Source organism: Faecalibacterium longum (assembly GCF_040094125.1).
Taxonomy (GTDB): Bacteria; Bacillota; Clostridia; order Oscillospirales; family Ruminococcaceae; genus Faecalibacterium; species Faecalibacterium longum.
On sequence record NZ_JBBNIH010000127.1, the window covers coordinates 22660 to 35658 of the forward strand.

Genomic DNA, 12999 nt, shown 5'->3' on the forward strand with positions numbered 1-12999 from the left:
ATGCTGCTTCTCATCAAGTATACTCTGCTGTATGGCATCGTGCTGATGCTGGTCGCTCTGGGCGGTATGTTCAGTGAGCACTCCGGCATCATCAACATCGCACTGGAAGGCATCATGGTCATCGGCGGTGTGGCGGGTGTCCTCACCCTCACCATGCTGCCCGAGAGCCTGCCGGCTTTCGCCACCGTGCTCATCGCGGTGCTGGCGGCGGCTATCGCCGGCATGGTCTACAGCCTGCTGCTGGCCTTCGCGTCCATCAACCTGAAAGCGGACCAGACCATCGGCGGCACGGCCCTGAACCTGCTGGCGACGGCGGTGGCTGTGGTCATCTCCAAGAACTTCAGCGACAGCGGCAGCGCCAAGCTGAACTACTCCAACAAGCCTTTCCTGTTCAGCATCGGCGGCCTGGAGCTGAGCATCTTTGTCCCGTTGGGCATCGCACTGCTCATCATCAGCTACATCGTGCTGTACAAGACCCGCTTCGGCCTGCGTCTGCGCGCCTGCGGCGAGCATCCTCAGGCTGCGGACTCTGTGGGCATCAACGTCTACAAGATGCGTTATGCCGGTGTCGTCATCTCGGGCGCTCTGGGTGCCATCGGCGGTCTGGCCTATATCGTGCCTCCCGTCCAGACCTGGAACTTTGAGGTCGGCGTGGCCGGTGCAGGCTTCCTTGCCATGGCCGTTATGATCTTTGGCCAGTGGAAGCCCTTCAACATCTGCGGCGCAGCCATGTTCTTTGCCGTGTTCAAGAGTCTGGCCAACATCGCCGACTCCACCTTCCTCGCACAGCTCCACTGGTCCAGCAACATCTACAACATGATGCCCTTTGTGGCATCCATGGTCATTCTGGCCTTCACCTCCAAAAACAGCATGGCCCCCAAGGCCGAGGGTATCCCCTACGACAAGGGTTCTCGCTGATTCGAGCGTATTTTCCGGGCGCAGCTGCTTTTCCGGGCGGCTGCGCCCTTTTTGCTTCTTTTTCAACAGATTCCACAAAACAGCGCTTGCTTTTGCGGGAAAATTTGCTATACTTGGATTACAATGTCATACTATTGCCGGAGGCGGGGCAGCGCGGCCCGGGCCGTCGGCGGAGAATATTATTTAGGAGCGTGACCTTATGCGCATTTACGATTTGATCGCCAAGAAGCGGGACGGCGGCACCCACAGCCGCAAAGAGCTGGAAGCCATCGTCAACGGCTTCGTCAGCGGCGAGGTGGCTGATTACCAGATGGCGGCCTGGATGATGGCTGTCTACCTGCGCGGCATGACCGACGAGGAGACTGCTGAGCTGACCGACGTGATGGCCCACAGCGGCGTCATGGTAGACCTTTCGCCCATCCCGGGCATCAAGGTGGACAAGCACTCCACCGGCGGCGTGGGCGACAAGACCACGCTGGTCATCGCGCCCATCGTGGCGGCCTGCGGCGTCAAAATTGCCAAGATGAGCGGCCGCGGCCTCGGCCATACCGGCGGCACCATCGACAAGATGGAGAGCGTCCCCGGCACAAAGACCGCCCTCTCGCAGGAAGAGTTCTTTGCACAGGTGAACAAGATCGGCCTGTCGGTCATTGGCCAGAGCGAGGGCATCGCCGTGGCAGATAAGAAGATGTACGCCCTCCGCGACGTCACCGCAACCGTCAGCTGCATCCCCCTCATCGCGTCCAGCATCATGTCCAAGAAGCTGGCCTCCGGCTCGGACGCTATCCTGCTGGACGTCACCACCGGTACCGGTGCGTTTATGAAGACCGTGGAGCAGAGCATCGAGCTGGCCAAGCTGATGGTCTCCATCGGCACCCATCATGGCCGCCGCGTCGCTGCTATGATCACTGATATGGACACCCCGCTGGGCCACAACATTGGCAACAGCCTCGAGGTCATGGAGAGCATGGACGTGCTCAAGGGCCACGGCCCCGCCGACCTGACCGAGGTCTGCCTGCAGCTGGCTGCGAATATGCTGGTGCTGGCCGATAAGGGATCTCCCGCCGAGTGCCGCGCCATGGCCGAAGCAGTTATCGCAGACGGCTCTGCCTTTGCAAAGTGCAAGGAGATGTTCGCGGCTCAGGGCGGCGATACCCGTGTTCTGGATGACTACAGCCTCTTCGAGAAGCCCGCCGCCAGCTATGAGCTGCTGGCCGAAGAGGACGGCTACATCGTCGCCAACGACGCCGAGAAGATCGGCTCTGCCAGCGTTCTGCTGGGCGCAGGCCGTCAGAAGAAGGGCGACCCGCTGGACTTTGCCGCCGGCATCACCCTCCACAAGAAGCGCGGCGACTACGTCCACAAGGGCGAGAGCCTCGCCACCTTCTACGGCGCGGCGGATAAGTTCGACGCTGCCGCCGCCGAGTACCGCAGCGGCCTCGTCTACGGCCCCGAAAAGCCCGAGGAAGCCCCGCTGGTCTACGCCCTCGTCACCAAGGACGGCGTGGAGCGGTACTGAAATACCTGAATCGCTGAGAACGGCCCCGGGATCTGTGTGTTCCGGGGCCGTTTTTCCGCCAAAACTGCGCTTTGTAGTGGATAAAGCCGACAGAAGGGCTGATTTTGTAGATGTTTTGCCCGGGATGTGGTATAATCTACTCAATAGCGCCCAGACGGCGCAGGAGAAGAGAAAGGGTTATTCTATGAAGATCGTTTTGGTGGGCGGCGGCAAAGTCGGCACAGCGCTGGCGCGGCAGCTCAGTGAAGAGGGTCACAACGTGACCGTTATCGATACGAACAAGGCCCGTGTGGAGCATATCGGGGAGTCCTACGATGTGATGAGCATTCTCGGCAACGGCTCGTCCATCATCACCCTGTCTGAGGCGGGCGTGGAGGAAGCGGACGTGTTCATCGCAGTCACCGGATCGGACGAGCTGAACCTGCTGTGCTGCATGTTCGCCAAAAAGGCGGGCCACTGCCACGCCATCGCCCGCGTGCGCAACCCGTCTTACAGCCATGAGCTGGACTTTATCAAGAAGCAGATCGGCATCTCGGCCATCATCAACCCCGAAATGGCAGCGGCCAAGGAAATCTCTCACCTGCTGCGCTTCCCGGGCGCAAGCAAGATCGATACCTTCGCGGGCGGACGCGTGCGGCTCATCAAGTTTGCGCTGACCGAGCGGCAGGGGCTGGACGGCGTGGCCATTCATGAGATCCCCACCCGCCTCAAGAGCGACATTCTGGTCTGCGCGGTGGAGCGTGACGGCGGGGTCATCATCCCCAACGGTAACTTTGTGCTGCAGAACGGCGACCAGGTCACCTTCCTCGCCACGCAGGAAAAGGCCCACGAGTTCTTCCAGCGTATCAATATGCCGGTGCGGCCGGTGCGCAACGCCCTCATCGTGGGCGGCGGTGCCATCGCCTATTACCTGAGCCAGGAGCTGCTGGAAAATCACGTCCGCGTCCGCATCGTCGAGCGGGACCCGGCCCGCTGCAATGTTCTGGCCGAGTCCCTGCCTGAGGCACAAATTTTGAACGAGGACGGCTCCAACCGCGACTTCCTGCTCTCGGAAGGTCTGGAATCCACCGAAGCCTTCGTGGCTCTGACCAACATCGACGAAGAAAACGTGCTGCTGACCCTGTTTGCGAAAAAGCACTCCAAGGGCAAGCTGGTCACGAAGATCAACCGCCTCGAGTTCGACGATATTCTGGCCGGGCTCGATTTGGGCAGTATCGTCTACCCCAAGTACATGACCTGCGACTACATCGTGCAGTACGTCCGCGCCCTGCAGAACGAGGCTGGCAACAACATCAAGACCCTTTACCGCATCCTCGACGACCGCGTGGAAGCGCTGGAATTCACTGTCCATGAGGAGAGCCGGGCCACCGGCGTGCCGCTGAGCCAGCTGCATCTGAAAAAGAATCTGCTGCTCTGCTGCATCACCCGCGGCGACAACATCCTCATCCCCCGCGGCGGCGACCAGATCCAGGTGGGCGACAACGTCATCGTCGTCACGCTGGAACACGGCCTGCACGACCTGCGGGACATCGTGGAAGAGTAACGGGGGACAGGACGTATGAATTATGCGATCGTCTTTCGTCTGCTGGGCTACATCCTGATGATAGAGGGTACACTGCTGCTGCTCCCGGCGGTGACGAGCCTCATCTACGCCGAGTGGGCCGTCATGGGCGTGTTCCTGCTGACGGCGGCCATCAGTGCGGCGCTGGGTTTTGCCCTGCGGACCATCAAGCCCCGCAGCAAGGTGTTCTATATGCGGGAGGGCTTTGCGGCCACCGCCCTGAGCTGGATCACCATCAGTATCATGGGTGCAGTGCCGTTCGTCCTCACCGGCTGCATCCCGAATCCCGTGGACGCCATGTTTGAGACCGTTTCGGGCTTCACCACCACCGGTGCCAGCATCCTGCCCGGTGTGGAGGGCCTGCCCAACGGCATCCTGTTCTGGCGCAGCTTCACCCATTGGATCGGCGGCATGGGCGTTCTGGTGTTCCTGCTCTCCCTGCTGCCCCTGACCGGCGGCTCCCACGTCAACCTGATGAAGGCGGAAAGCCCCGGCCCGCAGGTGGACAAGCTGGTGCCGAAGGTGCAGTCTACGGCCAAGATCCTGTACGGCATCTATTTCGCGCTCACGGTGGTGGAGTTCTGCTTCCTGCTGGCGGGCGGAATGAATGTGTTCAACTCTCTGCTCACGGCCTTTGGCACGGCGGGTACTGGCGGCTTCGGTTTCAAAAACGACAGCTTTGCCAGCTTCTCGCCCTACATCCAGTGGGTCGTGACCGTCTTTATGATCCTCTTCGGCGTCAACTTCAACGTGTATTTCCTGCTGCTGCTGCGCCGGTTCCGCCGCGCAGCGTCCAGCGAGGAAGTCCGCGCCTATTTTGCCATCATTCTGGCGGCGGTGGCCGTCATCACGGTGAACATCCGCAGCCTCTACGGCACCTTCGGCGAGGCGCTGCGCCATGCGGCCTTCCAGGTCGGCTCCATCATTACCACCACCGGCTTTTCCAGCTGTGATTTCGACCTCTGGCCCACGCTGGCAAAAGAGGTGCTGGTGCTGCTGATGTTCGTGGGCGCCTGCGCGGGCAGCACTGGCGGCGGCATCAAGGTGAGCCGCTTCCTCCTGATGGGAAAGACGCTGGGCAAGGAGCTGAAGCAGGCTCTCCACCCGCAGGTGGTGGCCCCCGTCCGGATGGACGGCAAGCTGGTCAATCATGAGACCATCCGCACCACCAACGTCTTTCTGGCGGCCTACATCTTCATCTTTGCGGCGAGTTTCATGCTTGTCAGTCTGGACGGCTTTGACATGGTGACGAACTTCACCTCCGTCGCCGCCACCCTGAACAACATCGGCCCCGGCCTCAATCAGGTGGGTCCCATGATGAACTTCGGGGCCTACTCCAACTTTGCAAAGCTGGTGCTCATCTTCGATATGCTGGCCGGTCGTCTGGAAATTTTCCCGATGTTGGTGCTCTTCCTGCCCGATGCGTGGAGAAGATTCTAAAAGTTTTATAACGCAAAAAATCCCCCGGTCCAGCCGGGGGATTTTTGTCTGTATCAGAACGTCAGATCGACCTTTTCCTGCGCACGGTATTGCAGAGCCTCGAGCAGCGAATCCTCGTCGAGGAGGCGCTTGCCGGAGAGGTCGGCAATGGTGCGGGCCACCCGGAGGATGCGGTCGTGGGCGCGGGCCGAAAGGCCCAGCGTCTCGTAGGAGGCCCGCAGGAGCTGTTCAGCAGCGGGGGTCATCCGGCAGATGCGCCGCACCTGCCCGGCGGTGAGCTGGGCGTTGCAGCGCACATCCTCGTAGCCGGGAGCAGCGTACCGCTGGGCCTGGATGGCCCGGGCAGAAAGGACCTGTTTCCGCAGCTCGGCGCTGCTCTCGGAAGGGGCAGCGCCATGCAGTTCATCGAAGGCCACCGGGTCCATCTCGACGCAGAGGTCGATGCGGTCCAGCAGCGGGCCGGACACCCGGCTGCGGTACTGCCGCACCGCGCTGGGCGAACAGGTGCAGGCCCGGGTAGGGTGGCCGTAGTAGCCGCATTTGCAGGGGTTCATGGCGGCGACGAGCTGGAAGCGACTGGGATAAGTGGCGCTTCCGGCGGCTCGGCTGACCGTGATGCAGCCGTCCTCGAGGGGCTGGCGCAGCACTTCGAGGCTCTCGCGGGAGAACTCGGGCAGTTCGTCGAGGAAGAGGACGCCGCAGTTGGCCAGACTGCACTCGCCGGGGCGGAACTGCGCCCCGCCGCCCGCCAGCGCAGCCGAACTGGCCGAGTGGTGGGGGCTGCGGAAAGGCCGTGCCGTCACGAGGCCCCGGCCTGCGGGCATCTGCCCGGCGATGGAATAAATTTTCGTCGTCTCCACGGCTTCTTCCCGGGTCAGGGGCGGCAGGATGCCGGGCAGGCGGCGGGCCAGCATGGATTTGCCGGTGCCGGGCGCACCGACGAGCAGGACGTTGTGTCCACCCGCAGCCGCGATGACCATCGCCCGGCGGGCCAGCGGCTGGCCGCAGACGTCAGCGAAATCGGGAACGTGGCTCCACGCATCGGCAGGGTCGAAGGGAACCGGAGCCGTGGGAGAAATGGGCTGGATGCCCCGCAGTGCGTCCACGACCTGACGGGCCGTTGCTGCAGGGTAGACCTGCATTTCGCTTCCGCAGGCCTCAGCGGCTTCGGCAGCGTTCTCGGCGGGGACATAGAGCGCCCGCACACCGCCGGCGGCAGCCTCCAGCGCCATGGGCAGGACGCCGGACACCGGGCGGAGACTGCCGTCCAGCGCCAGCTCCCCCAGAAAGGCCGTGTCCTTCGGCGGCGGCTCCAACTGCCCGGAAGCGGCCAGCACCGCCAGCAGCAGGGGCAGGTCATACACCGGGCCGGTCTTGCGGACGTCGGCGGGAGCGAGGTTGATGGTGATGCGGCGGTCAGGCCACTTGAAGCCCAGATTTTTCAGGGCTGCGTGGACGCGGTCGCCGCTCTCCCGGACGGCGGAGTCCGGCAGGCCGACGATGGAGAGGGCGGGCATCCCGCCCGAGATGTCGGCCTCGACTTCCACGGGGAAGCCGTTGAGGCCCTTGAGGCCGAAGCTCTTGAGGACTGCGTACATGGGCGCTCCTTTCTGCCCGATGGGGCGGCAGAAACCATCCATAAAAGGGGACAATAGAACTTTTTACGGTGCTTCGAAATTTATTCCAAGATAACAGACAAAATGAATGAAATGGTTGACTAAAAACTGACTAAGAAATGGTAAAGATAGGGCGCAGATGCCCAAGTTCGACACAATTTTCTGTTTGAATCTATTATATTAGAGGGCATGTGAGATGTCAACGAAACGCGGGCTATCTGCGATTGGAGGAAGAATCTTATGGTTGCGAAAGAGTACTGCTGTTACACCAGGCCCTATTCCAGTATCGAAGGCTTTCAGCTTGCACACACGCTGTACTACAGCGCAAGCGTAGAGGAAGAGGGAGTTGTATTGGCAGTGCGGCGGCAGCAGGGAGAAGAGTGTGTCACGGAGCAGGTCATCTGCCCGGTGGGCGACTTCGGGCGGCTGATGTCCCTGATGCGGTATCTGTGCGAAAATGGAGTAGGGCTGGGCCACTGGCTGGATGTACTGGACGACGCAGGGCAGGTGTACTGGACCTGCACGGCTGCAAATGGGCAGCAGGAGAGCGGAAAGCCTGCACGATTTGTGGCATTTGCTGGTTTTGAGGGGGAAAACTTGGTACATAATCCTGAATTGACACAAAGCGTATAAAAGCTTATATTATAAGTAGACTTGGATGAATTTGTCCATTATGGTCAAAAATTACAAAGGTAAGGTGTGCAATATGTATCAGGATGAGTATAAGCGCTGGCTGGCAGCGGATCTGGAGGACGCAGATCTGAAGCCGGAGCTGGCCAAGGTCGAGGGAAATGACGACGAGATCAAGGACCGCTTTGCCGTTGCACTGAAATTCGGCACCGCCGGCCTGCGCGGCGTGCTGGGCGCTGGCACCAACCGCATGAACATCTACGTCGTGCGTCAGGCCACCCAGGGCCTGGCAAACTGGGTCAAGACCCAGGGCGGCAACCAGACCGTGGCCATCAGCTATGACAGCCGCCTGAAGAGCGACGTCTTTGCCAAGACTGCCGCCGGTGTTCTGGCCGCAAACGGCATCAAGGTGCGCATTTATGATGCTCTGATGCCTGTCCCGGCCCTGAGCTTTGCCACCCGTTACTATGAGTGTAATGCGGGCATCATGGTCACCGCTTCTCATAACCCCGCCAAGTACAACGGCTACAAGGCCTACGGCCCCGACGGCTGCCAGATGACCGATGACGCCGCCGCCATCGTCTATGACGAGATCCAGAAGACCGATGTCCTGACCGGCGCAAAGTACATCTCCTTTGCCGAAGGCGTCGAGCAGGGCCTCATCCGCTTTGTGGGCGACGACTGCAAGAACGCCCTCTACGCCGCCATCGAGGCACGTCAGGTGCGCCCGGGCCTGTGCAAGACCGCCGGCCTGAAGCTGGTCTACAGCCCGCTGAACGGTTCTGGTCTGGTGCCGGTCACCCACGTTCTGAACGACATGGGCATCACCGATATCACCATCGTGCCGGAGCAGGAGTACCCCAACGGCTACTTCACCACCTGCTCCTACCCCAACCCTGAGATCTTCGAGGCTCTGAAGCTGGGCCTCGACCTCGCCACCAAGACCGGCGCCGACCTGATGCTGGCCACCGACCCCGACGCCGACCGCGTGGGTATCGCCATGAAGTGTCCGGACGGCAGCTATGAGCTGGTCTCCGGCAACGAGATGGGCGCTTTGCTGCTGGATTACATCTGCGCTGGCCGCATCGAGAAGGGTACCATGCCCAAGGACCCCGTCGCCGTCAAGTCCATCGTCTCCACCCCGCTGGCCGATGCCATCGCCGCCCACTACGGCGTTGAGATGCGCAGCGTGCTGACCGGCTTCAAGTGGATCGGCGACCAGATCGCAAATCTGGAAGCTGCCGGTGAAGTGGACCGCTTCATCTTCGGCTTCGAGGAGAGCTACGGCTATCTGGCCGGTCCTTATGTCCGTGACAAGGATGCCGTCATCGGCTCCATGCTCATCTGCGAGATGGCCGCTTACTACCGCAGCATCGGTTCCTCCATCAAGGAGCGTCTGGAAGAGATCTACAAGGAATATGGCCGCTACCTGAACAAGGTGGACAGCTTCGAGTTCCCCGGCCTGACCGGCATGGAGAAGATGGCCTCCATCATGCAGAAGCTGCGTGACAAGCCCCTCACCGAGCTGGCCGGCCACAAGGTGGTCAAAATCACCGACTACAAGAAGCCCGAAGAGACCGGCCTGCCCGCCGCAAACGTCCTTATCTACTCTCTGGACAACGGCGCTACCGTGGTCGTCCGTCCCTCCGGCACTGAGCCGAAGATCAAGACCTACTTCACCACTCTGGGCAAGGACCTGGCCGAGGCTCAGGCTCAGAAGGATGCTCTGGCAGCTGCCATCGAGCCCATCCTCGCATAACGCAGAAATTTCATAGAAAATTTATGCCCCCGTACAGCGCCAAAAGTGCTGCACGGGGGCATTTTTGATGGGGGGTGGGCAGTTGCAGTTTGTGGGTGGATACGCTATAATATTCAATGAATAATAATATGCTCTGTGCAGTGCGGCACGGGGCAGGAATAAAATGGGGCAGGTGTAAGAAATTGGAACATCGTGTAACGGCAGTCCTGGTGGCGGCGGGTTCTTCCACCCGGATGGGATTTGATAAACTGAGCTTCGATCTGGGCGGTGAGACCGTCTTGGAGCGGAGCGTCCGGGCCTTTGACGAGTGTCCGGAGGTGGACGAGCTGGTGATCGTGACCGGCGCGTCCAGTGAGAATGCCCAGCGGGCCGCTGCCCGCTGCAAAAAGCCGGTGCGGTTGGTGAAGGGCGGCTCGACCCGCGCCGAGAGCGCCCGCAGCGGCGTGGCCGCTGCCCACGGCAAACTGGTGGCCGTCCACGACGCGGCCCGGCCCTTCGTAAGCCAGAGCGTTATCGCCGACACGATAGCGGCCGCTGCCCGCTGCGGTGCCGCCGCCCCGGCAGTGCCGGTGAAGGACACCATCAAGCAGGCGAAGGGCGGAAACGGCAAGACTGTGCCGGAAGGCTGCATGGTGGAGAACACCCCCGACCGCAGCACCCTTTATGCGGTGCAGACGCCCCAGTGCTTCGACCGCGCAGCCTATCTGGCGGCGCTGGATGAACTGGACGAGGCCAGCGCCCGCCTCGTCACCGACGACTGCAGCCTGTTCGAGCTGACGGGCCGTCCGGTGGAGCTGGTACAGGGCGACTACGCAAACATCAAGATAACCACCCGGGAGGATCTGCCCCGGACCGAGAACGGAGGAAAGAAAATGCGCATTGGTCATGGTTACGACGTTCACCGTCTGGTGGAGGGCCGCAAGCTCATCCTGGGCGGCGTGGAAGTGCCGTATGAAAAGGGCCTGCTGGGCCACTCAGACGCCGACGTGCTGGCCCACGCGGTCATGGACGCCGTGCTGGGCGCAGCGGCGCTGGGCGACATCGGCCAGCACTTCCCCGATACGGCGGAAGAGTACGCCGGTGCCGACAGTCTCATGCTGGCCCGCCGTGTGGCAGAAATCATGACCGAGCACGGCTGGCGCATCGAGAACATCGACGCCACCATCCTCTGCCAGCGCCCGAAGCTGGCCCCCCACATCCCGGCCATGCGGGCAAAGCTGGCCGAGGCTTTCGGGATGCCGGTGGACGCCGTGAGCGTCAAAGCCACCACCGAGGAGCATCTGGGCTTTACCGGCGAGGGGCTGGGCATCGCGGCCCACGCCGTCGCCCTCATCGAAGCAGTGTGAACGGGAGAATGTGACCCATGACTCTGAACTCTATCGTAGCAAACTTCCAGACCTTCAAGCTGGTAGACCTGCTGGACATCCTCATCATCGCGTTCCTCATCTACCAGCTGCTGGGCTTCGTCAACCGCACCCGCGCCGGCCAGCTGGCCAAGGGCGCGCTCATCGTCATGGCGGTCTATCTGGTGGCGAACATCCTGAATATGCGCACCGTCACCTGGCTGCTCAATTCGCTGCTGCAAGTCGGTCTGCTGACGCTGGTGGTGCTGTTCCAGCCCGAGATACGGCGTGCGCTGGAGCGGATGGGCCAGACCGACCAGTGGGCCTATCGCTTCTTCAATAAAAACCGCTACAACGACACCAGCCTCAAGGGCGCGTGGCGCAGCGCCATCATCGCCATCTGCGACGCGGCAGAGCGCTTTTCGGAGACCAAGACCGGCGCGCTCATCGTGCTGGAACGGAACACCAACCTTTCTGAGATCGTTCGCACCGGCACGCCCGTGAACAGCGCAGTCAACCTCGAGGTGCTGGGTACCATCTTCTACGAGGGTACCCCCCTCCACGACGGTGCAGCCATCATCGAGGATGGCCGCATCAAGGCCGCAGGCTGCGTGCTGCCCCTTTCCAACAACCTGGACCTGGGCAAGGACATGGGTACCCGCCACCGCGCCTGCCTCGGCATCGCCGAGAACTCCGACGCCATCGCCATCGTGGTCAGCGAGGAGACAGGCATCATCTCGATGGCGAAAAACGGTGTGCTCATGCGCCACTTTGACCGTCAGACCCTTTACACCCGGCTGGTGGATGAGATGATACCCAAGGAGACCGCCAGCGAGAAGAGCGCTGCCGAGGGCTGGAAGGCCCGGGGCAAGCGCCTGCTGAACTGGGTGAACAACAAGGAGGAGGATGAGCAGCAATGAGCACTGAGCAGAACAACGGCAAGCCTGCCGTACCCCCCAAGCGCAATCTGCTGAACGACCGCCGCATCCGGCTCCTGCTTTCTTTGCTGGGTGCAGTCATCGCGTGGATGGCTGTCACCATCGTCGTGCAGCCCGGCACCACCACCACCATCTATAATGTTCCGGTGGACTTTACCTATGATTCGGCTGCCTACACTTCCCGGGGCCTGAGCATCGTCAATGCAGAGGAAAAAACGGTCAACCTGAAGCTTTCCGGCGACGGCTACACCATCGGCAGCCTGTCGGCCAACGACTTTGTCGTCTACCCCGACTGGTCCAGCGTCCGCGACAGCGGCGAAAAGAGCCTGCGCCTTCAGGTGCGGAGCCAGAGCACCCTGCTCACCGGTGTGTCCGTCTCCATCGACGGCGACAACACCGTGGACGTGGTGTTCGATGTGGTGGAAGAAAAGACCCTGCCCATCCAGGTGACGACGAATTACCTGAAGATAGCAGACGGTTATATCCTCTACGGCACCGACATCTCGAAGGAGACGGTGACTCTCTCCGGACCCAGCACCGAGCTGAGCCAGGTGGAGACCTGCACCGCCGAGGTGACCTACAACGGCGAGCTGACCAGCCCCGTCACTCTGGATACCAGCCTGCGTTTTTACACCCGCAGCGGCAGGGAGGTGGAATTTGAGTATACTACTCTGGAAACGGACAGCGTCGAGGTCACGCTGCAGGTGTATAAGCTGGCCACCCTGCCGGTGGAAGTCAGCTTTATCAACGCGCCCCGCGACTTTGACCCCTCGGTGCTGGTCTACTCCCTGAGCAAAAAGACCCTCAATGTGGCCGGCCCGGAGTCCCAGATCGACCGTCTGTCCACCCTGTCGGTGGGTACCATCGACCTTTCCACCTTTGCACTGGATAAGGTGTACGAAATGCCCATCGAACTGCCCAGCGGCATCCGTCTGCTGGACAACATCTCCAGCATCACGGTCAGCTTCGACAGCTCCCGTCTGGAAACCAAGACCATGAACCTGCCCGCCAGCTGTGTGCAGGTCATCAACCTGCCCTCCACCTACACCCTGACCGTGGAGACGGAGCGGCTGATGAACGTCACCCTCTGCGGCCCGGCCGGTTCGCTGGAAGCACTGAATCCGGAACAGGTGGTCATTGAGATCGACGCCGACGACTTCTATGTCGCCATCGGCCAGCAAAACATCGCCTGCCGCCTCTATGTGCCGGCCAACGACAAAATTTTTGCGCTGGGCAGCTATGTGGTGCAGTGCAAGATAGAAAGTAACTGAGTAT

The 12999-nt window shown here is 61.4% G+C and carries 10 protein-coding genes; 9 read left to right on the plus strand and 1 reads right to left on the minus strand.

What is annotated here, in order from left to right; genetic code table 11:
• From AAAU26_RS06285 to AAAU26_RS06300, 4 genes are all read left to right on the plus strand, one after another.
• Complete coding sequence (locus AAAU26_RS06285; RefSeq protein WP_227619125.1) at positions 1 to 918, plus strand: ABC transporter permease; 918 nt, start codon at positions 1 to 3, stop codon at positions 916 to 918.
• Between the two features lie 199 nt (positions 919 to 1117).
• Positions 1118 to 2437, plus strand: a complete 1320-nt coding sequence (locus tag AAAU26_RS06290; RefSeq protein ID WP_227619126.1) for a thymidine phosphorylase — start codon at positions 1118 to 1120, stop codon at positions 2435 to 2437.
• A 184-nt stretch (positions 2438 to 2621) separates the two neighbouring features.
• Positions 2622 to 3980 (plus strand): Trk system potassium transporter TrkA, encoded by a 1359-nt coding sequence (gene trkA, locus AAAU26_RS06295; RefSeq protein ID WP_227619127.1) that lies wholly within the window; start codon positions 2622 to 2624, stop codon positions 3978 to 3980.
• Between the two features lie 15 nt (positions 3981 to 3995).
• Entirely contained in the window at positions 3996 to 5438 is a 1443-nt protein-coding gene (locus tag AAAU26_RS06300) for a TrkH family potassium uptake protein (RefSeq protein WP_227619128.1), read from the plus strand.
• A 53-nt stretch (positions 5439 to 5491) separates the two neighbouring features.
• Here AAAU26_RS06300 and AAAU26_RS06305 read toward each other — a convergent pair whose 3' ends face one another.
• Positions 5492 to 7036, minus strand: a complete 1545-nt coding sequence (locus tag AAAU26_RS06305; RefSeq protein ID WP_227619129.1) for a YifB family Mg chelatase-like AAA ATPase — start codon at positions 7034 to 7036, stop codon at positions 5492 to 5494.
• Between the two features lie 258 nt (positions 7037 to 7294).
• Between AAAU26_RS06305 and AAAU26_RS06310 the strand changes: the two genes are divergently transcribed.
• From AAAU26_RS06310 to AAAU26_RS06330, 5 genes are all read left to right on the plus strand, one after another.
• On the plus strand, positions 7295 to 7687 hold the full coding sequence (locus AAAU26_RS06310) for a hypothetical protein (protein ID WP_227619130.1): 393 nt from the start codon (positions 7295 to 7297) through the stop codon (positions 7685 to 7687).
• Positions 7688 to 7760: 73 nt separating this feature from the next.
• Positions 7761 to 9443, plus strand: coding sequence for a phospho-sugar mutase (locus AAAU26_RS06315; RefSeq protein ID WP_227619143.1), 1683 nt, complete (start codon positions 7761 to 7763; stop codon positions 9441 to 9443).
• A gap of 182 nt (positions 9444 to 9625) precedes the next feature.
• A complete protein-coding gene (ispF, locus tag AAAU26_RS06320) occupies positions 9626 to 10789 on the plus strand; it encodes a 2-C-methyl-D-erythritol 2,4-cyclodiphosphate synthase (RefSeq protein WP_227619131.1) in 1164 nt (387 codons plus the stop codon).
• Between the two features lie 17 nt (positions 10790 to 10806).
• Positions 10807 to 11706, plus strand: a complete 900-nt coding sequence (gene cdaA / locus AAAU26_RS06325) for a diadenylate cyclase CdaA (RefSeq protein WP_149794140.1) — start codon at positions 10807 to 10809, stop codon at positions 11704 to 11706.
• The gene (locus AAAU26_RS06330; protein WP_158396551.1) at positions 11703 to 12995 is read left to right on the plus strand and encodes a CdaR family protein; all 1293 of its coding nucleotides are present in this window, start codon (positions 11703 to 11705) and stop codon (positions 12993 to 12995) included. Before cdaA ends, AAAU26_RS06330 begins: the two co-directional genes overlap by 4 nt.
• The last annotated feature ends 4 nt before the right edge of the window (positions 12996 to 12999 follow it).